Here is a 25,104-nt window from a genome sequence, read left to right on the forward strand (position 1 = left end):
AAAATGAAACATCCGTTCTGGATTGCCCTGTGCTTCAGTCTGGCCGGCCTTGCCGCCTGGCAGACCGGCACCTTGTTCGGCTATCGGCAGGTTGAGCGCGAAAGTCAGGACGAGTCGTTTCGCTACAGCCAACTGATCAGTAACGAAATCAAACGCTATGAGCCGATCGTCACCCTGGCCGCACAACATCCACAGCTGCGCCAGGCGCTGACCTCCCCAGGAAACCCGGCACTGATCGACACAGCCAACCAGATCATGCAATTGATGGCGAATATCGTCGCCAGTTCCGATATATACCTGATGGATCATCAGGGCCTGACCATAGCTGCGAGCAATTACCAGCAAAGCGCCAATTTCATTGGCCGGAATTTCAGCTTCCGCCCGTATTTTCAAAATGCATTCAAATCCAACACCCCGGCATTCTATTTCGCTCTGGGTACCACTTCGGATATGCGCGGTCTGTACTTTGCCCATGCGGTAATGGCACCCGATGACAGCACCAGGCCTATCGGTGTGATCGCGATGAAGATCCAGGTGGCCGAGCTGGAGGCTCAGTGGCGCCGGCCGACCTCGTTCAACCAGGCAGAAATGCTGATCACCGATGCCCAGGGCATCAGCTTCCTCGCCAGCCGGCCGAACTGGCTGTACCGCGCCTTCGAACCCCTGACCGATGAAGGTCAGGCGGTACTGCAAAGCGAACAACGCTACGCCTCACAGCAACTCAGACCAATGAACATCACTCACCTTGGCACGCCGCCGGGGGCATCACCTAACGTCGAGCGGGTGGTCATCGAAGAGCAAGGCGAGCATCAGGATTACCTCAGTCTGCAAACCCCGCTGCCCAATGGCGACTGGACGCTGAGAGTCTTGATCGGCACCCGCTCGGTATTCTGGACGCAGGTGCGCTTTCTGATCACCGGTCTGATTCTGCTGTCCGGGCTGATGCTGGCCTGGCTGTACCTGCGCGAACGACAGCGTCGCGAGGCTGAACTGGCGCAACGCAGCGAACAGCTCGAGCGCAGCGTCAAGGAACGGACCGCGGATCTCAAGGCATCCAACCAGCAATTGCTGGACGAAATACGCGAACGCGAGCGCGCCGAGAAGGAGTTGAAGGAAACCCAGCGCGAACTGATTCAGGCCGCCAAACTGGCGGTGCTGGGGCAGATGTCCGCAGGCTTGAATCACGAGATGAATCAGCCGTTGACCGCCATTCAGGCCTATGCGCGCAACAGCCAGCGTTTTCTGCAGCGTGGCGAACAGGATGTGGTGGATGCGAATCTAGGCGAGATCGTCAGCCTGTGCGACAAGATGGCCGAGCTCACCCGGCAGTTCAAGGTGTTCGCGCGCAAATCCGAAGGCTTGCCATCCCAGGTGGATCTGCGTTTGCCGATTGATGCCGCACTTAAGATCATCCGCGCCCAGGACAGCAGCAATGGCATACTGATCGAGTGGCAGCGCCCCGCTACAGCGGTGATGGTGCACGGCGACCTGATCCGCATAGAGCAGGTAATGGTCAACCTGATTGCCAACGCGGTTCAGGCCGTCGAGCGCAGCACCGCACCCGAGATTCATATACAGCTCAAGGTCCAGGGGCAGCAGATCGAGTGTCTGGTGCGTGATAACGGCTCCGGCCTGCCGGCCAATACCGAACAGATCTTCGAGCCGTTCTTCACTACCAAGTCGATGAAACAGGGCCTGGGTCTGGGGCTGTCGATATCGCGTCAGATCATGGATGCACTGGGAGGCAGACTGGTTGGGCAGAATCGGCCAGATACCCAGGGCGCCGAGTTTATACTGACCTTTCAAACGCGCTCAAAAACGGATTAACCCATGCCAGCACCAGACATCCTGTTTATCGACGACGATGCGGACATTCGCCAGGTCGTGGCGCAAACCTTGTCGCTTGAGGATCTCAGCGTTCGCTGTTTTAGCGACGGCGCCAGCGCGCTGGCGTATATCGACCGGGAATTTGCCGGTATTGTGCTGTGCGACTACCACATGCCCGGCCTGGACGGATTGGCCGTACTGCAGGCGGTCCAGGCGCTGGACGCGAGCATCCCAGTGATTATTCTGACCGGCCAGGGCGATATCAGCACTGCCGTCAGCGCCATGCGCCAGGGCGCTTATGACTTTATCGAGAAGCCCTTTCACCATGACGGTTTGATCGAAATACTCAAACGTGCGCTGGAAAAGCGCCAGTTGGCCCTGGAAAACCGCCAGCTCAAGGCACAACTACGCACACTGACACGACCTGGGCCCCGGCTGCTGGGCTCCTCGCCGAGCATGCAGCGGGTGATCTCCATGCTGGATCCGTTACTCGACACCAATGCCGATATCCTGCTGCGCGGCGAAACCGGCTCCGGCAAGGATGCCATTGCCCGTTACATCCATGAGAACAGCAATCGCAGCGAGCACAATTTTGTTGCCATCAATTGTGGCGCGGTACCGGAAAGCCTGATCGAGAGCGAGCTGTTCGGTCATGAGGCCGGCGCCTTTACCGGTGCCGAGAAGCGCCGGATCGGCAAGTTTGAATACGCGCACAAAGGCACCTTGTTTCTCGACGAGCTGGAAAGCATGCCGCTGGCCCTGCAGGTAAAACTGCTGCGCGTTCTGGAAGAACGCAAGGTGGAAAGACTCGGGAGCAATCAGCAGATAGCGGTGGACGTGCGCATCATCGCCGCCACCAAGTCGGATTTAAAGGCGCAAAGCGATGCCGGTGAATTCCGCGCGGATCTGTTCTACCGGCTCAACGTGGTGCAGATCGATATTCCGCCGCTGCGCGAGCGCAAGCAGGATGTGCCCTTGCTGTTCCACCACTTTGCCCTGATTGCCGCCTCTCGCTACGACCGCGAAAGCATTCCGCTGGACGCCGGCCAGGCCGCGGCATTGATGCAGCATGATTGGCCGGGCAATGTCCGTGAGTTGCGCAATCTGGCTGAACGCTATGTCCTGATGGGTGCCTCGGCGCTGACGGCGCCGCAGTCTGATCGCCCGGCCAGCGGCTCCAACCAGCAAACCCTGGCAGAGATGCTTGATGCCTACGAACAGAGTCTGATTTCCAGCGCCTTGCAAGCTTGCCAGGGCAGCATCAAGGAAGTGATGATGCAACTCGGGCTGGCACGCAAAACCCTGTACGACAAGATGAAGAGGCATGGCCTGGACAAGGCCGACTTCAAGGACTGAAATACAACCAGATGACCGACGCCATACGCAACGTTAATGACTATGAAGCTGTCACCTAGCCTGACCGACCGCGCCAAAGTGACTACCTAAAGAACAGCAGCCCGATTGCTTGCGTCGCAGCAAGGGACATTTGCCCGGTTCACATCTAAACTGGGCGAACGACTTGCAGTCCTGCCAATGGTGTAGTCATGGAAAAGAGAAGATGGCCACGAAAGGCCGCCGAGTTTAATGCCGTACTCAGCCTGAGTCTGAATGACAACTTCCGTTGCATCATTCGTGATTTCAGTCAGGCTGGCATGCTCGTCAGCCTGGACGATCTGGTGCTGGCTCGGCTAAAACGCAGCACAGGGTCAAGCCAGGCAAGGCCCGCGAGTATCTGCCTGGAACTGCCCGACCGCAGCATTGCCATGGATGTGGAGGTGGTACGCTTCACCGATCAGGGCGCAGGTCTGCGGCTGGTGGTGCCAAGCCAGGAAAACTACACGGCGCTACAGCAAGCGACCCAAGGCAACCGCGCCAGCTCGGCAGCGCTACCGCGCAAACTGCTGGCCGGGCAGCAGCAACTCAGCCCGGAACGCAGGGAGAACCTGGCAAAGAGCACCAATCTGGCGTTCAAGCTGTTTTTGGAAGATCACTTCACCGGCTATTTCGGCGAACTGGAAACCGCCCTGCTGATTGAAGCCGACCGGCAAAAGACCCAGGCCCTGCAACAACCCTTCTTTGATGCCATCGCGCTGTTTCGAAAGCAACGCCAGCGGGTGCTTGGCGCGACGGTCAACCGCATAGGCGAAACAGCACTGGATATTGCGCTGGGCCGGCAGGTTCCGGAGCAGGTCGCCGAGCAGAACGAGGGCAAGGTGCACACGCTGGCGCTGGTCGACAAGCATGATTTCGAGGATTGGCTGGTCGTGCGCGTCGCCATATCGCGAACTGAGCTGCAGCTGCGCGACAGCTTGATAGAACTGCAACTGCGCATTGATGCCGCTTTCGGCAATCGCGGCGCCAGCCGAACTTTCAACCCTTACTCACCTTCGGCGCTGTGCAACACCTTTTTCGAAGTGATTCGTCATCTCGGGCTTAACAACAAGGTTATCGAGGTGGTTTTCAAGGTGCTGCAGGAGCGCATCCTTGCGCAGTTGGAAATCGCCTATCAGGAACTCAACAAACTCCTGGTCGACGCCGATATTCTTCCCGGTCTGGACGTGAATCACTATTTGGCTTCGCAAGCTCAGCAGCCTCGTTCGGCCCGCCCGCCCCCGCGGTGGCGGCAGTAGAGAACATGGCCGAAGCGCCTGCCGCCCCTGCGTCGGCGCCACAGCCAACGGCCGCTGAGGCTGACCACCAGCCGCCACCGGAGTCCGCCTCAGAGGCTTACCCTGCATCGGGCACTGGCCAGGCGTTCGGTGCAGCCAGCCAATTGATGAATATCCAGCGGCAGTTGACTCACCCACGTCAGCAACTGGTTGAGAACAGCTCGAGCACGGGCATGCAGCCATCCTCCACCGCGCTAACCGCGCTGAATGATATCAAGGCGCGGATGCTGCAAGGTCAGGTCAGCTTTACTGGCCCTGGCGCGCTCAAGCAGCAACTGATGCAGGCCAGCGGCGGCGCGCGGATGGAGCTGAGCGAGTTCGAACATGACTCGGTCGAAATGATCGAAACGCTGTTTGATAGCATTGTGCAGAACGAGCGGGTAGCAAGTGACCTCAAGGAGGAACTGCGCAAACTGCAGGTACCGCTGTTGAAGATCATGCTCAAGGATCCGGAGCTGTTCAGTGGCGATTTTCATCCAGCGCGCCAGGCGGTGAATTATCTCGCGCTGCTATCGGATCAGGGCAGTATCAACCTGGAGGCCAACAAAGGCCCGATACTTGAAAGCATCCGACATATTCTGGAGAGCGAGGACGACACTCAGGCGTTCAGCCAGAGTCTGGAAAATCTGGATGAGCTGGTCTCCCGGGAAAAACGTTTTATAGAACGCAACCTCAGCCGTATTCGTGAAACCTGCGCAGGTCAGCAACGCCTGATCCAGGCCAACCGGCAGATCGAGCGCCAATTGAGCGAGCTGTTTGATCGTCCGGTGCCGACCGTACTGATCGATCTGGTTAATCACGGCTGGAAGGATCTGATGCGCCTGAGCTACCTGCGCGAAGGGATCAGCAGTGCCTCCTGGACGATGAGCCTGACAGTGTTAACCCAATTGCTCTGGCATCTGCTACCGCAGAGCAACAAGGCACGGCAACCGCTGCAAACCCCGGACCAGTTGCTCAAACTGCTGGGCAAGGGGCTCTCCAAAGTGCCCGAAGACGGTTACGCGCACGCCGACATGATCGAGCAGATTGCCCAGTTGCTGAGCAGCGGCATACAAGACACCACACCAATGGCGCTCTACAGCTCGGCGGAGCTGAACAGCGATGTGCTCGATGCGCGCCTGGCTGCCCAGATCGATACCGATATAGGGCTGGTACGCTGGCTCAAACGCGCCCGTAACCTGAAAGTCTCGCAATGGTTCGAGCTGACTCGGGATCAGCAACCCACTCAGCTGTATCAATTGGTATGGATGGCCGATGACGCCAGCCAGTTCATGTTCGCCAATCACCATGGCACCAAAACCGTAGGCCTGTCACTTGAGCAGGTTGCCCAGTTGCTGCGCGACGGTCACCTGGAGCTGATTCACGACACCGCCATGCCCGCAGTTGAACAGGGGCTGGATGCGCTGGTGCAGAAAATCTATGACAAACTGGCCTTCGATTCTTCTCACGATCAACTGACTGGCCTGCTGACGCGCAAGGAGTTTTCCCGCTGCCTGGCTCAGTGTGTAGCCCAGGCGCAGCAGGAGCAGACCACCTACACGCTGATCTTCCTCGATATTCAGCAGTTCAAGGTGATCAACAATACCTGTGGCTATGAAACCGGCGACCGCTTCCTCAACGAACTGGCGCGGCGCATCAGCAGCTTTGTCGACACCGAGGCGCTGGTTGGTCGGGTCGGCCCCGATCAGTTCGCGATTCTCGCCCCCATGGAAGCGGAGAAAGCCGGCTACCGGCTGGCCACGGAGCTGAAAACCGCGATCGAAACCACACGTTTCGTACATGAGCATCATAGTTTCGTCATCAATACTGTCGTGGCAATGCTGGGCTTCGATCATGAAAATCAGCGGGTCATGGACCTATTGCGCTCGGTTGAAGCTGCCGCTGAAATATCCAAACGTTCCGGCTATAAGGACATTCAACTGGTACTGCCTGGCGATGAACGCCTCGAAGAGCTGGATGAGGTGATGACCTGGGTCACCCGCATCAACCGTGCACTGGATGAAAACAACCTGAAACTGCGCTGCCAGAAAATCGCCCCGCTGCATCAGCAGGACGCCGCTCTGCCCCACTACGAAGTGCTGCTCACGGTGATTGATGACCAGGGCGAGCACATGCCGCCGGCGGACTTCATCAAGGTGGCAGAAGATTACAATCGCATGGGCTCGGTCGACCGCTGGGTAATCGAAACCGTGTTGCGCTGGATGATGGAGCATCAGGATCAGATGCACCTGTTCGGCGGCTTCTCGATCAACCTGTCGGGTCATTCGATGAACGATGATTCCTTCCTCGACTACCTGTTTGACGCGCTGGTGCGCTACCAGGTACCGCGGGACAAGTTGATTTTCGAGATCACCGAAACCACCGCCGTGGCCAATCTGGAAGACGCCGCCGACTTTATCAACGAGATGCGCAGTATCGGCTGCCGTTTTTCCCTGGACGATTTTGGCGTGGGTCAGTCTTCATACTCTTACCTCAAACGGTTGCCGGTGGATTTCATCAAGATCGACGGCGCCTTTGTACGCGACATCACCCGCAGCGATGTGGACTTCGCGCTGGTGCGCTCGATCACCGAGATGGGTCACTACCTGAACAAGAAAGTCATTGCTGAATACGTTGCCGCCGAAGATATTCTGGAAACCGTCAGGAGCATTGGCGTGGACTACGCTCAAGGCCATGTGCATGGGCTGCCAGGCTTGCTTGACAATCTGGACCTGAAAAGCCCGCTAGCGCAGCAACCGGCCTGAGCCTGAGCACATGCCTGGCGCGCCACCAGGCATACAACCGTTACCAGACGTGTAGCAGCATGACCACCCATCACTTGCTGTGTACTATTGGGGCAGTGCCTACCCTGTTTCAGAGCTGACCCATGACCTCTTCAGAGCAAGACTCCTTGAATCCAGCCCCCCTAGACGTAGTGGTTATTGGCGGTGGCGTCAACGGCACCGGCATCGCGCTGGATGCAGCCGGCCGCGGTCTCAAGGTAATGCTCTGCGAGATGAACGACCTGGCCTCGGCCACGTCTTCCAGCAGCAGCAAGCTGATTCATGGCGGGCTGCGTTATCTGGAGTTCTATGAATTTCGTCTGGTCCGGGAGGCATTGGCCGAACGCGAATCGCTGCTGCGCAATGCACCGCACATTATGTGGCCGATGCGTTTCTGCCTGCCCCATCAGCCCCACCTGCGCCCGGCCTGGATGATCCGTATCGGTCTGTTCCTGTATGACCATCTGGCCCGCCGTGAACTGCTGCCGGCGTCGAAAGGCATCCGTTTCAACACCGACAGCCCGCTGGTCAAGAGCATTACCCGTGGATTCCTGTATTCCGATGGCTGGGTAGATGACGCGAGGCTGGTGGTGCTTTGCGCCAAGGCTGCAGCCGCCAGGGGTGCACTCATCCGCACCCGCTCGCGCTGTGTCAGTGCGGTGCGCGAAGGCACGCTGTGGCGGGTGCTGATGGAAGACCTGCATAGTGGTGAGCAATCCGAATACCGGTGCCGCGCCCTGGTCAACGCCGCGGGGCCCTGGGTCAGTAAGGTACTTACTCAAGCCGTGGGTCAGACTGCGGCCAAACAGATACGCATGGTCAAGGGCAGCCATATTGTCGTGCCGCGGATGAACATCGGCGAGCACGCTTATATTCTGCAGAACAGTGATGGCCGTATCGTGTTTGTGATTCCCTATGAGGATGATTTTTCATTGATCGGCACCACCGATGTCGATTACCAGGGTGATCCCTCCCAGGTGAGCATTTCCACCGAGGAAATCGATTATTTGCTGGCGGTGGTCAACAGCCATTTCCGTGACACCATCAGCGCCAGTGACATCGTCTGGAGTTTTTCCGGCGTCAGACCGCTGATGGACGACGAGTCGGCCACCGCACAGAAAGCCTCGCGCGACTACAGCTTCGAGCTGGACGCACCAGCAGGAGCGGCGCCACTGCTGTCGATCTTTGGCGGCAAAATCACCACTTATCGCAAACTGGCAGAAGCCGCGACGGACAGTCTGTGCCAGTTCTTTGCCGACGCCGGCCCGGCCTGGACCAGCAAGGCGACGCTGCCCGGCGGCGACTTTCTCGATCAACCCAGCCTGCAACGCGAGCTCGCCGAGCAATATCCGTGGCTCCCGGCCAAAGTACTCAAACGTTGGGTGCGCACCTATGGCACCTTGTGCCGGCATATCCTCGCAGATTGCGATAGCCTGGAAAGCCTTGGCGAGCACTACGGCGCGGGGCTGTATGAGCAGGAAGTCAGCTATCTGGTGCGCGAAGAATGGGCTTGCACTGTCAACGACATTTTGTGGCGGCGCACCAAGCTGGGATTGCATCTGCAACACTCGGCCCATCCGGCTTTGGAGCACAAGATTGCGCAACTGCTTGGCAGCCGCGCCACCGCCCCGGCAGAGACAGAAAGTCCATAGCGCTTTGCCGACGAATGATCTGGCTCAATGGGTTATAATCGCCGGTCGAAACCCACCCGTTATTCCATCCGCAAGGTTTTCAATGAGCAACAACGCTGCTGAAGTCGCCAAACGTCGTACCTTCGCCATCATCTCTCACCCGGATGCAGGCAAGACCACCATCACCGAACGCCTGCTGTTGATGGGTCAGGCGATCAACGTGGCGGGTACGGTGAAGGCGCGCAAGTCCGACCGGCATGCGACTTCCGACTTCATGGCCATGGAAAAGCAGCGTGGGATTTCAGTCAGCACCTCGGTCATGCAGTTTCCCTACCGGGATTGCATGATCAACCTGCTCGACACCCCCGGTCACGAAGACTTCTCGGAAGATACTTACCGCACACTGACCGCGGTGGATTCGGCGCTGATGGTACTGGACGGCGGCAAGGGCGTGGAACCGCGCACCATCGCGCTGATGGACGTGTGCCGTCTGCGCGACACACCGATTGTCAGCTTCGTGAACAAGCTCGACCGCGACATCCGCGACCCGATCGAACTGCTGGATGAGATCGAAGCCGTACTGAATATCAAGGCCGCACCGATCACCTGGCCCATCGGCTGCTATCGCGATTTCAAAGGCGTATATCACCTGGAACAGGACCTGATCATCGTCTATGCCACCGGTCATGGCCATGAACGCACTGAAAGCAGAATCATCCGCCACCTGGATTCGGATGAGGCGCGGGCACACCTGGACGACCTCTATGATGATTTCGTCGAACAGCTGGAACTGGTACAGGGCGCCTGTCACGAATTTGACCGCGAGGCTTTCCTGCGCGGCGAGATGACCCCGGTGTTCTTCGGTACCGCACTGGGCAACTTCGGCGTCGATCAGGTATTGGACGCCATAGTCGACTGGGCACCCGCACCCCTGCCGCGTCCGGCCAATGAACGCACGGTGGAACCCACCGAAGAGCCCTTTACCGGTTTCGTGTTCAAGATCCAGGCAAACATGGATCCCAAACACCGCGACCGCATCGCCTTCATGCGTATCTGCTCCGGCCAGTACGAGCGGGGCATGAAGCTGCACCACGTGCGCACCGGCAAGGAGCTGCGCATTCCTGAAGCCCTGACCTTCTTCGCCGCCGAACGCGAACACCTGGAAGAGGCCTGGGCCGGCGACATCATCGGCCTGCACAATCACGGCACGATTCAGATTGGCGACACCTTCACCCAGGGCGAGAGCATCGGGTTCACCGGCATTCCGCACTTTGCGCCCGAGCTGTTTCGCCGCGTGCGGCTGAAAGATCCGCTGAAGTCCAAACAACTTCGCCAGGGTCTGCAAGAGCTGGCGGAAGAAGGTGCCACGCAGGTGTTCTTCCCTGAGCGCAGCAATGAAATCATTCTCGGCGCGGTGGGTGTGCTGCAGTTCGATGTGGTCGCCAGCCGTTTGAAGGAAGAATACAAAGTCGAATGTCTATACGAGCCGGTCAATGTCTGGTCGGCGCGCTGGGTCGATTCCAGCAACAAGAAAAAGCTCGAGGAATTTACCCACAAGGCGATGGAGAACCTCGCGATAGACGGCGGCGGACATCTAACCTATCTGGCCCCGACCCGAGTCAATCTGAGCCTGACCGAAGAGCGCTGGCCGGATATCCGATTCCTGGCTACCAGGGAGCACCACTAAGTCTCCGAGGATCGCGCTGTACTCCCATAGTTTTGTCAGGTTTGGACGCGAATTGACTGTTTTTTCCAACCAATGCGTCTAAACTCCTGAGATGAAGTTTTCACGGCAGTTTGCCGAGGTGCTGAGCTGTGGATAAGCGACAATTCGCCCGTCAGAGCGTCTCTATTGATGCGGAGTGTCATTTCGGCTCAGGAAATGACCGCAGCTGTCGTATACGCGATTTCAGCCAGGGCGGCATGCTTATTACCCTCGACCTGCCCCCTCAGGCCGATCCCCTGCTGTCTTTGCCCCGGCGCAAGGGCGCCCCTGCAATTGTCAGCTTTCGCCTGCACAATCGCCGCGTCAGCATCAATGTTCTGGTCGCTCATGTGTCCGAGCACGGCATCGGCCTGCGCATGCGTGAACATCGCCCCGCCGATCTGGCGATGTTGCAGCAGGCCGCTCAGCAAGCCAGCGAGCATCAGTCGAAGCTTTCCTGGCACCCTGCGGCAGGCCAAACGCTGCTTGAACCCGCACAAAAAATCACGCTGATCAATTCGGCCAACAGTATTATCAGCCGCTTTCTCGACAATCAGTTCGAAGGCTTTTTCAGCCAACTTGAACTCACTTTGTTACAGGAAGCGGATTACAAGAAAACCCACGCTGGGCAGCAAGCCTTTCTTGATGCAATGACGCTGATTCGGGCGCAAAAGGCCAAACTGAGTCGGCACTGCATTGCCGGCATTACCGCCAATGCCGACGCCGTAGCCAAGGGCCTGGGTCCCGAGCCGCACATGGACGCCCAGGGCGATCTAGCCGACACCGCGTCCGCCAGTGCCCTTTCCCTGGTGGCGAAAGACGAGTTCGAGGACTGGCTCGTAGTGCGTGTGGCGATCTCGAAGGCAGAAGTCCAACTGCGCGAACTGCTGCTGGAATTACAGTTGCGACTCGACGCCGCCCTGCTCACCTCTGGTGCCGCGGCGGTGTATAACCCCTATTCCCCCGCTGCTTTGGCGATGGGTTGGGCGGCAGCGCTGCGTCCACTGCAGTTGAGCAACGACCTGCTACGGGTCGTATTTGGCCTGTTTTACGATAACGTGCTGGCGCAACTGGACAGTGCTTATGTGTCACTGAACAAGCTGTTTATCGAGACCGGCATTCTTCCTGACATTGATGTCACCCGCTACCTGGCTCAGCAAAAACTCAAGCGCGACAACGCCGCCACTGAAACTCGTCAGCAGCACTTCGAAGTCAAGGAGAGCAGCCCCGAGTCACACTCGGCGGCAGCCGATACCAGCCAGACGAGCCGCGACGATGCGAATGGCAGCGAAACCTCAGGCAATCGCGTCGGCAAGGGGATCAAGGCGGCGTTTAATACCGTCTCACGCTTGTGGAGCATGCAGCGCCAGTTGCATAGCGAGCATCCGGAAGAACTGCGTCAGTCAGCTCAGGTCCTGCCACCGCAGATTACCGCCCGCGACACGCAAGATGCGCTGCGACAGCTGCAAAAGCAGCTGCTCGACGGCAACGCCCAGTTGGGCAGCCCGGGCGCACTCAAGCAGTATTTGATGCAGGCCGGCCATGCTGTCGGCGGCATCAGCGAGTACGAACAGGACTCAGCCGATATGGTCGAGAGCCTGTTTGACAACATCGTGCACAACGAGCGGGTGCTGGACGATCTGCGCGCCGAGCTGCGTAAGCTCGAGGTACCGATACTCAAGGTCATGCTGCGCGACCCGGAGCTGTTTTCCGCCGAATACCATCCGGCCCGCCAGGCCGTGAATTACCTGGCGCTGTTGTCCGATCGGCGCAGCATCAATATTGTCGACAACCGCCCGGTCATTATTGACGCCATCAGCACCATCCTGAAAAACGAGGGTGAAGAAGATGAAGGCTTCAAACAAGTTCTCGGGGATCTGGACGAACTGGTAGGCCGGGAAAAACATTACTTCGAACGCAACCTTACCCGGGTAACCGAGGCTTGCGAAGGCCAGCAACGCATTACCCAGGCCAATCTGTTGATCGAATGGGAGCTGGAACGGCTACTGGCACCGCAACCGGTAGGTAAACCGATACTGGATCTGGTCAACCAGGGCTGGAAGGAACTGATGCGTCTGAGCTACTTCCGCGAGGGCACCTCCAGCCTGGCCTGGGAGATGACCCTGGTGGTGCTTGATCAACTGATCGTGCGCACCGTACCCGGCGCCTGGGACGAGTCGCGTTTGCGCTTCAGCAGTCACAAGTTGCTGACGCTGATTCGCAAGGGCCTGTCGAAAATCCCCGACTCCAATGCCAGCCATAAAACCGTGGTGCAAAATCTGGAGAAGTTGCTGGACTACCCGCACAGCACGGATTTTGCCACGGTTCAGTATGTCAGTCCGCTGCATAGCAACAACTCGATCGCCGGGCAATCAGCTGAGCTCCCACCGGATAAGACCTTGCAACGCTGGATCAAGCGCGCCAAGGCGCTCCAGGTCGGCCAATGGTTGCAGCGTCACGTTCTCGGTAGTGAGTCCCAACTGTACTATCTGACCTGGGTGGCCGATGAATTCAGCCGCTACGTGTTCAGCAATCACCGCGGGATGAAGGCCGAGGAGATGTCTCTGGATCAGGTCGCGCATTTACTGCGTGACGGCAACCTGACAGTCCTCAATGACGCCGGTGCGCCCGCTCTGGAGCAGGGCCTGGATGCCCTGGTGCAGAAAGTCTATGACAAGCTGGCGCTGGACGCCGCGCAGGATCAACTGACTGGTCTCAAGGCACGGCGTGAATTTCTCCGCTGGCTGACACAGAGTGTGACCCGCGCGCGGGACAGCAGTGATCGCTTTAGCCTGATCTTTATCGACATTCTGCAATTCAAATTGATCAACAACACCTGCGGTTATGAGGTCGGCGATACCTTTCTGCGTAATATTGCCGAACAGATTCTCAGCCGGCTCGACAAGAACGCCATTGCCGGACGCGTTGGTGTCGACCAGTTCGCCGTACTGCTGCCATCACTCACCTACAACGACGGTTTTATGCTGGCAATGCAGCTCAAGGCGGCGCTGGAAGAACAGCGCTTCGAGAGTGGCCAGCACAGCTTTATCATCTCCTCGGCAGTAGCCTTGATCAATGTTGACGACAAGAGCCCCGAACCGATGGAGCTGTTGCGCATGGTCGAGTCCGCCGCCGACATGTGTAAAAAATCCGGGCATAAAGATATTCAGGTGATCAAACCCGGCGATACACGCTTTCGCGAACGCGATGACATGATTTCCTGGGTCACGCGCATCAACCGCGCGCTGGATGAAAATCGCCTGAAATTGCGCTGCCAGAAAATCCAGCCGATCGGCGATACTGATCCGGTACATACGCATTATGAAATTCTGCTCACCGTAGTTGATGATAACGGCGAACACCTGGCGCCTTCTGACTTCATCAAGGCGGCAGAAGAATACAACCGCATGGGTGCGGTGGATCGCTGGGTTATTGGCACTGTGCTGCAATGGATGGTGGCCAACCCGCAGAAACTGGCCCGTTTCGGCGGCTTCTCAATCAACCTGTCTGGCTGCTCGCTGAATGACGAATCCTTCCTCGACTATGTGTTCGAGATGCTGGTGCGCTACGACGTGCCGAGAGAAAAGCTGATTTTCGAAATTACCGAAACAGCGGCGATTGACAACCTGGCCGACGCTGCCGATTTCATTAACGAAATGAAGGAAATCGGGTGTCGTTTCTCGCTGGATGACTTTGGTGCCGGCCAGTCATCCTATGCTTACCTCAAGCAGCTGCCGGTAGACTTTATCAAGATTGATGGCGCCTTTATTCGACAGATTACCGAGGATGACTTCGACTACGCCCTGGTGCGCTCCATCACCGAGATGGGCCACTTTCTCGACAAGTCCATCGTCGCCGAATATGTATCCAGTGAAGCCATCCTCGATCTGGTCACCGAGATTGGGGTGGATTACGCCCAGGGCTTTCACCTTGGCAAACCCATTCTGCTCGAACAACTGCTGGCGACCACCGAGATACCCCCGGCCAGCCGCAATCCCGCCTGATTTATGCGTTATATCGATACCCATACGCACCTGGATTTTCCCGATTTCGATGCCGACCGCCAGCAGGTATTGCAACGCAGCGAGCACGCAGGCGTCGAGCGGCTGATCATACTCGGCGTCTACCAGAAGAACTGGGACAGGCTCTGGCAGTTGGTTGAAGCCGATAGTCGCCTGTTCGGCGCCTTTGGCCTGCACCCGGTGTACCTGGAGCAACACCAGCCGAGCCATCTGGACGATCTCGCCCAGCGCCTTGAGCGCCTGGCAGCGCATCCGCAATGCTGCGCCGTGGGTGAAATCGGCCTGGATTACTTTCTGCCCGAGCCGGATCGCCAGCGCCAACAGACGCTCCTCGACGCCCAGCTAAGCCTGGCCGCCAGCGCCAATCTACCGGTGCTGCTCCATGTGCGCCGCGCGCACGCCGACACCATCGCCATGTTGAAACGTCACCGCCTGCCGCGCGCCGGCATCGTGCATGCCTTTGCTGGCAGCCAGGAAGAGGCAAAGGAATATATCCGCCTGGGCTTCAAGCTCGGACTGGGCGGCGCGGCTACCTGGCCGCAGGCGACCAAGCTGCGACGTACCCTGGCCGCGCTACCGATCGACAGCCTGGTGCTGGAAACCGATGCGCCGGATATGGCGCCACACTTCCAGGCCCACCAGCGAAACAGCCCGGAATATCTGCCGCAAATCTGCCGCGAACTCGCGGCTCTGCGGGGCGAGCCGGTCGAGATCTTTGCTCAGGCTTGCCTGCATAACAGTTGTGAATTATTCAGCTGGCCCACCGCTGCGGTGATCTGAGCCCACGGGTCTGGTAGAGTCAGTGCTTATGCCTGCATTGAGTTGCAAACAGGAGATTCGCGTGGCCTTAGGCATTGCACTGTTTCTGATCTGGGTAGTTCTACTGCTGCGTTTTCCCAGGGTCATGCTGCCGATCAGCGGCGCAGTCGCGGTATTAGCGTTGCTGGCAGCAGCAGCGTTGGGATTGCGTCACTGGTACACCGGCAATCTGGTTGATCACCTGCATACCAGCGTCGCCTTCCAACCCGATGACTGTGCGTTCGGCAAACCGCTGCGCGTGTCGATAGAAAATCGCAGTGATCGTACTGCCACTCAAATTCGCTGGCAGTTGACCGCGACCCAGCCAGACTACAATACCAACCTGGTGGATATCGGCATCACCGACGCCACCTACCAGACCGAGCAGGCGTTGCCTCCCGGCCAGCAATGGCACGGCTGCTATAGAGTACCGCCTCTGCGTAGCGGCGCTCACGCGGCCGACCTGGACTACCGGCTGGACCGGCTGGATGCGGATTTTCAGGATTAATGCTACGGCGGCACGCCACAAACCCTGTCATAAAATAAGGTAGAACAACATGACTCAACCTGTTGCATTGATTACCGGCTGCTCGAGCGGCATCGGCCAGGCGCTGGCCTTTGCCTGCCTTGAACAGGGCTATCAGGTCTGGGCTACCGCCCGGAACCCCGAGAGCCTCGCACCGCTGCTTGCCAAGGGCGCGATAGCCGTTACGCTGGACGTCAACAATGCACAGCAGATTGCCGCCTGTGCTGAGCGCTTGCGTCAGGAAGCGGGGCGTCTGGATCTGCTGGTCAACAATGCTGGGTACGGCGCCATGGGCCCGATGCTGGATGCCGATCACGCCACCCTGCTCAAGCAGTTCGATACCAACGTATTTGCACCGGTGCAGATGGTGCGCGCCACGGTGGATCTGTTGCGCGACAGCAAAGGTCTGATCGTCAATATCGGCAGTGTATCGGGCGTCACCACCACGCCATTTTCAGGTGTGTATTGTGCGTCCAAGGCCGCCCTGCATGCCATTTCGGATGCACTGCGGCTGGAGCTGACGCCCTTCTCCATTGGCGTGTTGACGGTCATGCCGGGCGCTATCGCTTCGGATTTCGGCAACAATGCCAGCGCGGCTATCACCATGGCCGCTGACTCCTGGTACAAGCCTTGGGAAAAAGCGGTGCAGGCGCGCGCTCAGGCTTCGCAGAAAGCCAGCTCGACCAGCGCGACGGACTTTGCCAAGGAGTTAATGGGCTACGTCAACAGCCCGCTGCGTCCCGAAATCGTGCTGATCGGCGCCAACAGCAGAAACATGGTGCGACTAAAGCGCTGGTTGCCGACCTCGATACTCGACGCCCGGCTGCTCAAGCGCTTTGGCCTGAGCAAGCCCTGAAGACCTGTACCTGAGGGCGGATCAACGGCCGCTCAATCGCCGTAAAGGATCGCTTCGGCCTGATGGTCGGCGATCTCCGCGGGCGAGCGTCCCTCGGCTATGCTCTGGGCAAAGATGCTGTCCAGGCGCGCGCCGATCAGCTTGACCCGCTGGGCAATGTCGCCAGCTACGACGCCCCGGTGGGTCAACGCCACGTAGAGGAGCCCGCCCGCGTTGATCACATAATCCGGCGCATAAAGGATGCCTCGCGCATCCAGCAGATCCGCCGCGTCCCGATCCACCAGTTGGTTGTTGGCCGCACCGGCGACGGCAGCGCAACGTAGCCGGTTGATGGTATGCGAATCCAGCACGCCGCCCAGGCCGCAGGGCACGAAGATGTCACAGGGCGATTCGTAGACCGCGTCGGCCGCGACCGGTTTGACGCCCAGTTCATCCACCGCCAGCCGTACCTTGCCAGCATCCAGATCAGACACCAGCAGGTCCGCACCCTCGGCCACCAGCAGCTCGGCCAATGCATAACCGACGTTACCCAACCCCTGCAACATGATCCGCACTCCGCTGAGATCATCCCGGCCCAGCTTGGCCCGAGCGACACTGCGAATGCCCATCAGTACCCCCAGCGCGGTATGCGGGGACGGATCACCGGCCTGGGTGGTGCTGGTCACATGCCCGGTCTGCTGGGCAATGCAATCCATGTCTTCGGGGCTGGTGCCGCTGTCCACGGCAGTGATGTAGCCGCCGCGCAGCGACTCGATGCAGCGCCCGAACGCCTCGAACAACGCGGCGCGGTTGGGCACATGCGCTGGGCGGAGGATCACTGCTTTACCGCCACCTTGTTCCAGCCCGGCGAGCGCAGCCTTGTAACTCATGCCCCGGGCCAGCCGAATCGCATCAGCGACAGCTTGATCGGTAGTGGCGTAAGGCATATAGCGACAGCCACCCAAGGCAGGTCCCAGACGCGTATTGTGAATGGCAATAATCGCTTCAAGACCTGTCTGCTCATCGGCAAACAAATGTACCGCCTGCATCCTGTCGGAACGCATCGCTGCAAACATGATGACACCGCCCTGCTCAAAGAACCTGTGTATCACCCTAGCTGCTTTAACGCCAAACCCCAAGCTATAGTCAGTATTCGCCGAGTCCCGTCAGCGTCTTACCGGGCGCTTCTGTAATTTGCGCTGCAGCGTGCGCCGGTGCATACCCAGCGCCCGCGCTGTTGCTGAGATATTGCCCTCATGCTCGGCCAATACGCGCTGAATATGTTCCCACTGCAACCGGTCGACCGACATCGGATGTTCCGGCACCAGGGTGTCCGGGTCGGCCTGCTCGGACAGCAGGGCGGTGAGCACATCATCCGCATCGGCAGGTTTGCACAGGTAGTTGCAGGCGCCGCGCTTGATCGCCTCGACCGCCGTGGTGATGCTGGAATAGCCGGTCAGAATCACTACTCGCAACTCCGGATACAGCTCCAACAGCTGCGGCAACAGCACCAGCCCTGAATCCCCTTCCATCTTCAGATCCAGCACGGCGTAATCCGGCTGCTCCGCGCGCGCCAGCTGCATGGCTTCCTCGGCACCGCCGGCCGTATTCACCCGCAGCCCCCGCCGCGACAGGGCCCGGGCCATTACGCGGGTAAAGGTGGGGTCATCGTCAACGAGCAACAGTAACGGCTGCTCTTCCTGCTCTGCTATTTCACTCATTCTCTGTCTCCCATGCGATCGGCAAGATCACTTCGGCCAGCGTGCCGCCGCCATCCTGGTTGAAAAGTTTTACGCTGCCGCCCAGACGTTGAACCGCAGCATGGCTGAGGAACAGGCCTAGACCGAAGCCCTTCTTGCCTTTGGTAGTCACAAAGGCAGTGCCGATATGCTCGGCGATATGCAATGGCACGCCGGGGCCGAAATCCCGCACCGACAGACGCAGGCGGCGCTGATCCCACTCCAGCGCTATCTGAATGCCTTCAGGACAGGCGTCAGCGGCATTGTTCAGCAAATTGAGCACCGCCTGGCCCAGCTCCGGGCTGGCCTTGATCAGCGGTGCAGCCTTCTCCGGTAGCGGCAGCAGTTGCCAGGACACCTCAGGCCGCATCAGTTGCCAGCGCGCCAACAGGCTTTTCAGCCACAGATCGACCGGCTCATCATGATGCGGTTGCTGACGGCTGTGCTCGGCGCGGCGGACCATATGCTGCAGGCTGTCCTTGCACATCTTCACCTGCTCCTGCAGCAGGGCCAGGTCTTCCTGCAACTGGGGATCGGGATAGTCGGTGCGCAGATCCTTGAGCAACACGCTCATGGTCGATAGCGGCGTGGACAGCTCATGCGCCGCGCCGGCGGCAACGCTGGCGATGCCCAACAACTGATTATCGCGAATACTCTGCTCGCGCCGCTCGGCCAGATGCTCCGCATGCCGCCGCAGTGCTGCGGCCATGCGCACGACAAACAAGCTGATCAAGCCGGCACTCATCGCCAGGTTCAGCCACATGCCGATCATGTACAGATTGATCAAGCCGGTAGACAGCTTGAACTCGAAAGCCGCCAGCGGCTCGTACCAGATCAGCAGCACGCTGTAGGCTGATACTGCCAACCCCGCCAATACCGCAGTGTAGAACCAGGGCAAGGTCGCCGCAGCAATGGTCAGAGGCACCAGATAATAGGAAACAAAGGGATTGGTCGGCCCGCCCGAATAGTACAGCAGGACACTGTGCACCAGCATATCGAAGGATAGTTGCACCCCGTATTCGAAATCCGTCACCGGCCAACGCCGCGACAGTCTCAACAACGTGAGTATGCTGACCATCGCCGAGATCCCAAGGATCAATAGCAACGGCGTCCACGGCAGCTCGAACCAACCGCTGACGTAGGCTCCCATCACCGACAGACTTTGCACCAACAGCACCAGCAAGCGAATCAATATCAACCGCCACAGGTTCTGGCGGGTGGGTGACAGCGCCAGCGTGTTGGGGCTCATGAACATCCGTTGGGGCACGTAGCAAACTCCTGAAATGAATGGCGTACGATACCAGAGCATGAGGTTAACAGCGTCGCACAAAAAACCTTGGCGGGGTACGCTTGAGCTATTACCAGATGCGCGGAATTATCAGGTCTGGTACCGGTCTTACATTCGACTGCATCACGGGCCACTACGCCACATCAAAAGCCCGATTTCACCTCAGAAGGAACTTACGCTATGCGCTTAGCAACAATTGCACCGATTTGTCTTGGCCTGGGGCTGGCACTCAACGCCCAGGGTCTGCTGGCAGAAGAAGTTCGTTACAACCAGGTATCCCTGCGTGCCGAAGTGCAGCAGGCGGTCAGCCACGACACCCTCCAGGTCCGCCTGTACGCCGAAGAACAAGCCAAGGACGCTGGCAAACTCGCTACCAGCATCACCGAACGCCTGAACAAAGCGCTGGATATTGCCCGCCAGACCGAGGGCGTTAGCGTCTCCAGCGGCAATCGCAGTAGCCAACCGGTTTATGACGAAAAAGGGGAGAAGATCATTGCCTGGCGTGAGCGTGGCGACATTCTGCTCGAAAGCACCGATTTCGCCAGTCTGTCTACGCTCACCGGCAAACTGATGGATGAGCTCAACCTGGACGACATGCAATTCAGCCTGTCCCCCGAGAGCCGTCGCAGCACCGAAGACGAGTTGATTCGCGAAGCCATAGAAGCCTTCAAGGCCCGTGCCGATATAGCCACGCGCAGCCTGGGCGGGACCGACTACAAGATCGTCAATCTGAACCTGAACAGTCAGTTCATGCAGCCGCCGATGTATCGCGGCGCGAAAGTGGCCATGATGGCCGACGCCGAGTCAGCCAGCCCTTCGGTTGAAGGTGGGCAGGCCGATGTCACCGTCAGTGCCGACGGCATCATCGAAGTCGATCTGCCCTGAACCTTTCGCCCTGTCTTACGGCCGCATAAAGGCGTAATCCGCATCCTCGTCGAGGTTCTCGGCGAGGAAGTGCAGCTCATGCGCAATATCGCTGATGCTCCGCTTACGGCGATATACCGCGATCACCTCATTCATCAACGCCTTGGCCAGTTCCTGCTCGTTGAAGCCCTGCGCCTGCGCCGTTAGCAGATTGTCCTGCATCAACTGCGCCGCCAACTTATATACCGACATGATCAGCCCTCCTGTTGAAAAGCCTATTTCAGCACACTATTGAGCCGGAGAATGTTGATCTGGCTCAGCTTTTATCATTCGGATCGAAGGGTTCCTGCAGGTAGCGGTCGCTATCGAAGGTGTCGACCCAGTCCGGGTAGAAGACCACCAGACCCGCCACTACGGTGCCGTTGATAAAGGCTTCGGGGAACGCGACCAGCAGCAGATAACCAAACACCTCCAGCAATGGCGCCGGCATGACCAACTCGCCGGACCAGGTCAGCATTCCCATACCCGCGAGGACAGTGACCACGGCGCTGACACCGGCGGCAAAAAAGCCACTGATAAAAATGTACATGAACAGATTGCTTGGCTTGAAGCGTTCCAGCCCCTGACTGATCAGCAGGGTAACCGTTACCGGCAGCAACACACGCAGAATGCCGTTGGCGCCCAGGGCCGCAGGGTCGTCCCAACCAATCACTACCATCCCAAGCTGCGCCAGCGTTCCGGCAATGATCGCAAGCTGCCAGTTCAGCAGCAACGTGACCGCAGTCAAGCCGATAAAATGAAAAGTCAGGCCATTGTCGAAGTCGCGCCGGACCAGCCACAACACCGCCAGTAGAAACATGCTGCCGAACAGCAAATGCTGACGGCGATTATCCGCCAGCAGCTCTATCCACGACACCCTGAACAACGCCCAGAGCACCGCGCCGCCATACAGCAGCATGGCCAAAACGCACTGGGTGGTGGTCAACAAACTGGCTGCCAACATACTTTGCTCTCTGCGCTGACTAATCCAAGGATGATAGCAGCACCGCCAGCGCATCTCACTGACAGGTTGTCGCAGGGGCAGCCCCTGAATTTGCGCGCCACCCGCTCCCTGCTGCGACGGCCAGCAAAGCAACGGATGCATTCCACGCGGGCAGGGACTAGAATGAGCCCATAGTCAGTCAAGCCTGAACGCAGCAACGTACTGCACCCTGATAAAAAAGGTCCCAACATGCCCAGCCGCCTGTATCCCGAAGACCAGAAAAAGGTAGATGAATATCTCAATCTGCCAACCCAGAAAGTTGAGCGCAAACCCTTCAAGGTCTGGCTGCTGCTGCTGGTGATTCTTGGCACGGTTATCGGTATGGGCCTGCTCTCGCGCCTGCTCGGCAACCTGGTTCTGGGCTAAGCTCGCACCCCGAGCACCTGTGTTCCCCGCGCTTGCACTGACGCCCGGTTTATTTCTTACTGAGTCAAGTCCATGTCGCACGCTGAATCGTCGTACGCTGAATCGCAGGTTGCATTACCCCGCATACTGATTGTAGGTGGTGGCGCCGGAGGTCTGGAGCTGGCAACCCGCCTGGGTCGCCGTTTAGGCAAAAAGAAACGCGCCCGCATCACCTTGGTCGATGCCAACATGACGCATATCTGGAAGCCACTGTTGCATGAGGTGGCCGCCGGCTCGCTGAACTCCACGGACGACGAGCTCAACTATGTCGCCCAGGCCAAATGGAATCACTTCCACTTCCAACTCGGCGCCATGACCCACCTTGATCGCGAGCGACGCATCATACGTCTGCAGTCAATAGCCGACGAACAAGGCCTGGAGCTGATTCCCGAGCGGGAAATCGGCTATGACTACCTGGTACTCGCGGTGGGCAGCACCACCAACGATTTCAATACACCGGGCGCGGCCGAGCATTGCCTGTTTCTGGATACCCGGGCCCAGGCCGAACGCTTCCACCGCTTACTGCTGAATCAATACATGAAGGCCCAGGCCAGCGGTGACGAGGACAGCATTCCATTGCCCGGCAGCCGACCAGCAAACCCGATGATGCGCAATGGCGAGAAGATCAACGTTGCCATCATCGGCGCCGGCGCCACCGGGGTAGAACTGGCGGCTGAGTTGCATCACGCTGCCCGTCTGCTGCAGGCTTACGGATTGGACCGCATCAGCCCGGAAGATTTGAACATCAACCTGATCGAAGCCAGCGGTCGGGTCTTGCCCGCCCTGCCCGAACGCATCAGCGATCCAGTCACCGCCACACTGGAAAGGCTCGGGGTGAAGCTGCATACCGGTTCGCCGGTTAAAGAAGTCACCGCCGACAGCCTGCTGCTGGATAATGGCGAGCGCATCCCGGCTTCGCTCAAGGTCTGGGCCGCCGGCATCCGCGCCCCGCGCTTTCTCACCGAACTGGGGCTGGAAACCAACCGGATCAATCAACTGGCGGTTTACAACACGTTGCAAACCACCCTGGATGATCGCATCTTTGCCTTCGGTGACTGCGCTGCCTGCCCTTCCGGCGAGGAAGGGAAGTTCGTACCGCCGCGAGCCCAGGCTGCCCACCAGCAGGCTACCCTGCTGGGCAAGAACCTGACCCGGCTGATCGAAGGCAAGGAACTGCTGACCTACAAGTATCGCGATTATGGCTCGCTGATTTCGCTGGCCAGCTTCAGCGCGGTCGGCAACTTGATGGGCAACCTGACCGGCAGCGTCATGCTCGAGGGTAAACTGGCGCGGCTGTTCTATATCTCCCTGTACCGCATGCATCAGATGGCGCTGTACGGCGTGCCACGCACTCTGCTGCTGATGCTCAGCGATCGCATAGGCCGCAGTACCGAACCGCGATTGAAGCTGCACTGAGCACCACTGGCGGACTTAGTCCGCCAGTGCCAGCAGCGCGAAAGTGGTTAGCCAATGCTCGCCCATATAGTCATCCTGAAGATGCGCCAGCCCCGCCTGCAAGTGGGTGCTGGCAACACTTTCAAGCAGCGCTTTACGAGCGTCGGCTGCCGGCAAATCGGCCGCCAACCGGCGCATGCACCAGGCCCGGCTCAAATTCAATCCGTCCAGATGCGCCAGCCGGCCATCACTGCGATCGGTAACGCCCACCGGGCTCAACAAGCAGCTCGGCTGTCCCGCCGCCAGATCGGGTAAAAACCGCGAGAACCAGACCCCGAAATCCGCCCCCGGCAGGACGCGCTGCATCAATAATGCCTGCTGCCAACTGGGCGACAGAAAATCCTCACCGCCGGGCTCCCAGGGTCGACTGTCCTGATCGTCGAGAAAGTAGTACCGGGCTCTGGCGTAAATGATCTGCTGTAGGGCCTGATCGCCTGCCTGGTGCGCGTAGTCCAGCGCCAGCGTCAGGGCAAAGGCGGTGTTGGAATGGCTGCCGCTGCGTATCGGAAAAGCCAGCTTCGGCAGGTAGCGGGTAAAGCGCACGGCTAGCTCCTCTGCCAACGGCTGTAAATTGCGCCTCCAGCGCTCACCAGCGCCCGTCGGCAACAAAGCCAGCTCTTGGGCCAGCTTCAGTAACCAGGCCCAGCCATAAGGCCGTTCAAAGCCCTGGCGGCCCGGCAGCATAAAGTAGTCCAGCTCGCCAGCCACCTTACCGGCGGTCAATTGCTCGTTAAACAGTTCGGTAATCGCCGCCGCCTCAGGCAGCTCAGGATGAATACGCAGCAGATGCGTCAGCAGCCAATAGCTGTGTACGCAGGAGTGCCAGTCATAGCTGCCATAGAAAATCGGATGCTGCTGATGCGGCAAGGCGAGGTCGCCGGGCGAATTCAACCGCAGGTTTCCCGAATGGGGATACTCGCGGCGCACATGGCCCAGAGCGATCTGTGCAAAGTGGCTGGCGCTGTCGGCGGTCAGAATAAACATGAGGGCAATTCGAAATACAGGGCTGAATACAAGGCCGGCACTCTCCACAAATCAGTGGGGATACCATAGAGGCTGAGCATCAAGGGCACAAGCCAGACACGCGCAATTGCGGATAGCCAGGGTAGTAAAAACAGAGGGGGGATGACGCGAGAAGCAGAGAACGGTTTTGAGTGGTGGGTCGTGTAGGATTCGAACCTACGACCAATTGGTTAAAAGCCAACTGCTCTACCAACTGAGCTAACGACCCATGCTCAAAAAACCGGTAAAAAAAGTGGTCGGGGTAGAGGGATTCGAACTCTCGACATCCTGCTCCCAAAGCAGGCGCGCTACCAGGCTGCGCTATACCCCGATCATGTTCCAAGTGGCTCCGCGACCAGGACTCGAACCTGGGACCCAATGATTAACAGTCATTTGCTCTACCAACTGAGCTATCGCGGAATTACTTCTAACACCCTGACAGCAGTAGGTAAGTTGCGTTACATATCCCCTGTCAAGGCGCGCCATTTTACCGGCCAGCGTCAGACTGTCAACCCCAAAATGATGCATTAACCA

General features: G+C 58.7%; 19 protein-coding genes and 3 tRNA genes. 13 read left to right on the forward strand and 9 right to left on the reverse strand.

Annotation, left to right across the window (positions count from 1 at the left end; all coding sequences use genetic code 11):
• Positions 1-3 precede the first annotated feature (3 nt).
• From EAO82_RS18675 to EAO82_RS18720, 10 genes are all read left to right on the forward strand, one after another.
• Complete coding sequence (locus EAO82_RS18675) at positions 4-1,827, forward strand: ATP-binding protein (protein WP_096346003.1); 1,824 nt, start codon at positions 4-6, stop codon at positions 1,825-1,827.
• A 3-nt stretch (positions 1,828-1,830) separates the two neighbouring features.
• Entirely contained in the window at positions 1,831-3,183 is a 1,353-nt protein-coding gene (locus EAO82_RS18680; protein WP_096346004.1) for a sigma-54-dependent transcriptional regulator, read from the forward strand.
• Positions 3,184-3,371: 188 nt separating this feature from the next.
• Positions 3,372-4,457: a DUF1631 family protein gene (locus EAO82_RS21140; RefSeq protein ID WP_153274301.1), complete on the forward strand. Its 1,086-nt coding sequence runs from the start codon at positions 3,372-3,374 to the stop codon at positions 4,455-4,457.
• A 5-nt stretch (positions 4,458-4,462) separates the two neighbouring features.
• The gene (locus EAO82_RS21145) at positions 4,463-7,240 is read left to right on the forward strand and encodes a DUF1631 family protein (RefSeq protein ID WP_153274302.1); all 2,778 of its coding nucleotides are present in this window, start codon (positions 4,463-4,465) and stop codon (positions 7,238-7,240) included.
• 122 nt (positions 7,241-7,362) lie between these two features.
• Positions 7,363-8,910: a glycerol-3-phosphate dehydrogenase gene (gene glpD, locus EAO82_RS18695; protein WP_096347140.1), complete on the forward strand. Its 1,548-nt coding sequence runs from the start codon at positions 7,363-7,365 to the stop codon at positions 8,908-8,910.
• Between the two features lie 82 nt (positions 8,911-8,992).
• Entirely contained in the window at positions 8,993-10,576 is a 1,584-nt protein-coding gene (locus EAO82_RS18700; protein WP_096347139.1) for a peptide chain release factor 3, read from the forward strand.
• 128 nt (positions 10,577-10,704) lie between these two features.
• Entirely contained in the window at positions 10,705-14,598 is a 3,894-nt protein-coding gene (locus EAO82_RS18705; RefSeq protein ID WP_096347138.1) for a DUF1631 family protein, read from the forward strand.
• 3 nt (positions 14,599-14,601) lie between these two features.
• Positions 14,602-15,396 (forward strand): TatD family hydrolase, encoded by a 795-nt coding sequence (locus EAO82_RS18710; RefSeq protein ID WP_096347137.1) that lies wholly within the window; start codon positions 14,602-14,604, stop codon positions 15,394-15,396.
• A gap of 61 nt (positions 15,397-15,457) precedes the next feature.
• Entirely contained in the window at positions 15,458-15,922 is a 465-nt protein-coding gene (locus EAO82_RS18715) for a hypothetical protein (RefSeq protein ID WP_096347136.1), read from the forward strand.
• A 49-nt stretch (positions 15,923-15,971) separates the two neighbouring features.
• Entirely contained in the window at positions 15,972-16,796 is an 825-nt protein-coding gene (locus EAO82_RS18720) for an SDR family oxidoreductase (RefSeq protein WP_096347135.1), read from the forward strand.
• Positions 16,797-16,828: 32 nt separating this feature from the next.
• On the opposite strand, the gene EAO82_RS18725 is transcribed toward EAO82_RS18720, so the two are convergent.
• The 3 genes from EAO82_RS18725 to EAO82_RS18735 form a co-directional block, all read right to left on the reverse strand.
• Positions 16,829-17,851 (reverse strand): Leu/Phe/Val dehydrogenase, encoded by a 1,023-nt coding sequence (locus EAO82_RS18725; protein ID WP_096347159.1) that lies wholly within the window; start codon positions 17,849-17,851, stop codon positions 16,829-16,831.
• A 90-nt stretch (positions 17,852-17,941) separates the two neighbouring features.
• A complete protein-coding gene (locus tag EAO82_RS18730) occupies positions 17,942-18,496 on the reverse strand; it encodes a response regulator transcription factor (protein ID WP_096347134.1) in 555 nt (184 codons plus the stop codon).
• Entirely contained in the window at positions 18,489-19,763 is a 1,275-nt protein-coding gene (locus tag EAO82_RS18735; RefSeq protein WP_231703378.1) for an ATP-binding protein, read from the reverse strand. The genes EAO82_RS18730 and EAO82_RS18735 overlap by 8 nt, the downstream gene beginning before the upstream one ends.
• Before the next feature lie 219 nt (positions 19,764-19,982).
• Here EAO82_RS18735 and EAO82_RS18740 point away from each other — a divergent pair, with 219 nt between their 5' ends.
• Entirely contained in the window at positions 19,983-20,687 is a 705-nt protein-coding gene (locus EAO82_RS18740; protein WP_096347132.1) for an SIMPL domain-containing protein, read from the forward strand.
• A 15-nt stretch (positions 20,688-20,702) separates the two neighbouring features.
• Here EAO82_RS18740 and EAO82_RS18745 read toward each other — a convergent pair whose 3' ends face one another.
• Both EAO82_RS18745 and EAO82_RS18750 read right to left on the reverse strand, forming a co-directional pair.
• On the reverse strand, positions 20,703-20,918 hold the full coding sequence (locus tag EAO82_RS18745) for a hypothetical protein (protein WP_096347131.1): 216 nt from the start codon (positions 20,916-20,918) through the stop codon (positions 20,703-20,705).
• Positions 20,919-20,982: 64 nt separating this feature from the next.
• A complete protein-coding gene (locus EAO82_RS18750) occupies positions 20,983-21,669 on the reverse strand; it encodes an energy-coupling factor ABC transporter permease (protein ID WP_096347130.1) in 687 nt (228 codons plus the stop codon).
• Between the two features lie 228 nt (positions 21,670-21,897).
• Between EAO82_RS18750 and EAO82_RS18755 the strand changes: the two genes are divergently transcribed.
• Entirely contained in the window at positions 21,898-22,074 is a 177-nt protein-coding gene (locus tag EAO82_RS18755; RefSeq protein ID WP_096347129.1) for a DUF3094 family protein, read from the forward strand.
• Between the two features lie 72 nt (positions 22,075-22,146).
• Positions 22,147-23,529 (forward strand): NAD(P)/FAD-dependent oxidoreductase, encoded by a 1,383-nt coding sequence (locus tag EAO82_RS18760; protein ID WP_096347128.1) that lies wholly within the window; start codon positions 22,147-22,149, stop codon positions 23,527-23,529.
• A gap of 15 nt (positions 23,530-23,544) precedes the next feature.
• Here the strand turns inward: EAO82_RS18760 and EAO82_RS18765 are convergent, their stop codons facing one another.
• The 4 genes from EAO82_RS18765 to EAO82_RS18780 form a co-directional block, all read right to left on the reverse strand.
• Positions 23,545-24,552 (reverse strand): DUF2891 domain-containing protein, encoded by a 1,008-nt coding sequence (locus tag EAO82_RS18765; RefSeq protein ID WP_096347158.1) that lies wholly within the window; start codon positions 24,550-24,552, stop codon positions 23,545-23,547.
• Positions 24,553-24,723: 171 nt separating this feature from the next.
• Positions 24,724-24,799: transfer RNA gene (locus tag EAO82_RS18770), tRNA-Lys, on the reverse strand.
• Between the two features lie 25 nt (positions 24,800-24,824).
• Positions 24,825-24,901, reverse strand: a tRNA-Pro gene (locus tag EAO82_RS18775).
• A gap of 13 nt (positions 24,902-24,914) precedes the next feature.
• Positions 24,915-24,990 (reverse strand) — tRNA-Asn (locus EAO82_RS18780).
• Positions 24,991-25,104: the final 114 nt, after the last annotated feature.

The organism is Halopseudomonas pelagia (assembly GCF_009497895.1).
In the GTDB taxonomy this organism is placed as follows: Bacteria; Pseudomonadota; Gammaproteobacteria; order Pseudomonadales; family Pseudomonadaceae; genus Halopseudomonas; species Halopseudomonas pelagia_A.

What these genes read in the sequence shown, in the direction of transcription:
- EAO82_RS18735 (WP_231703378.1), bottom strand. Translation starts at nt 19,763, where the DNA reads ATGAGCCCCAACACGCTGGCGCTGTCACCCACCCGCCAGAACCTGTGG.
- EAO82_RS18720 (WP_096347135.1), top strand. Translation starts at nt 15,972, where the DNA reads ATGACTCAACCTGTTGCATTGATTACCGGCTGCTCGAGCGGCATCGGC.
- EAO82_RS18680 (WP_096346004.1), top strand. Translation starts at nt 1,831, where the DNA reads ATGCCAGCACCAGACATCCTGTTTATCGACGACGATGCGGACATTCGC.
- EAO82_RS18765 (WP_096347158.1), bottom strand. Translation starts at nt 24,552, where the DNA reads ATGTTTATTCTGACCGCCGACAGCGCCAGCCACTTTGCACAGATCGCT.
- EAO82_RS21145 (WP_153274302.1), top strand. Translation starts at nt 4,463, where the DNA reads ATGGCCGAAGCGCCTGCCGCCCCTGCGTCGGCGCCACAGCCAACGGCC.
- EAO82_RS18675 (WP_096346003.1), top strand. Translation starts at nt 4, where the DNA reads ATGAAACATCCGTTCTGGATTGCCCTGTGCTTCAGTCTGGCCGGCCTT.
- EAO82_RS18710 (WP_096347137.1), top strand. Translation starts at nt 14,602, where the DNA reads ATGCGTTATATCGATACCCATACGCACCTGGATTTTCCCGATTTCGAT.
- EAO82_RS18745 (WP_096347131.1), bottom strand. Translation starts at nt 20,918, where the DNA reads ATGTCGGTATATAAGTTGGCGGCGCAGTTGATGCAGGACAATCTGCTA.
- EAO82_RS21140 (WP_153274301.1), top strand. Translation starts at nt 3,372, where the DNA reads ATGGAAAAGAGAAGATGGCCACGAAAGGCCGCCGAGTTTAATGCCGTA.
- EAO82_RS18750 (WP_096347130.1), bottom strand. Translation starts at nt 21,669, where the DNA reads ATGTTGGCAGCCAGTTTGTTGACCACCACCCAGTGCGTTTTGGCCATG.
- glpD (WP_096347140.1), top strand. Translation starts at nt 7,363, where the DNA reads ATGACCTCTTCAGAGCAAGACTCCTTGAATCCAGCCCCCCTAGACGTA.
- EAO82_RS18755 (WP_096347129.1), top strand. Translation starts at nt 21,898, where the DNA reads ATGCCCAGCCGCCTGTATCCCGAAGACCAGAAAAAGGTAGATGAATAT.
- EAO82_RS18730 (WP_096347134.1), bottom strand. Translation starts at nt 18,496, where the DNA reads ATGAGTGAAATAGCAGAGCAGGAAGAGCAGCCGTTACTGTTGCTCGTT.
- EAO82_RS18700 (WP_096347139.1), top strand. Translation starts at nt 8,993, where the DNA reads ATGAGCAACAACGCTGCTGAAGTCGCCAAACGTCGTACCTTCGCCATC.
- EAO82_RS18740 (WP_096347132.1), top strand. Translation starts at nt 19,983, where the DNA reads ATGCGCTTAGCAACAATTGCACCGATTTGTCTTGGCCTGGGGCTGGCA.
- EAO82_RS18725 (WP_096347159.1), bottom strand. Translation starts at nt 17,851, where the DNA reads ATGTTTGCAGCGATGCGTTCCGACAGGATGCAGGCGGTACATTTGTTT.
- EAO82_RS18760 (WP_096347128.1), top strand. Translation starts at nt 22,147, where the DNA reads ATGTCGCACGCTGAATCGTCGTACGCTGAATCGCAGGTTGCATTACCC.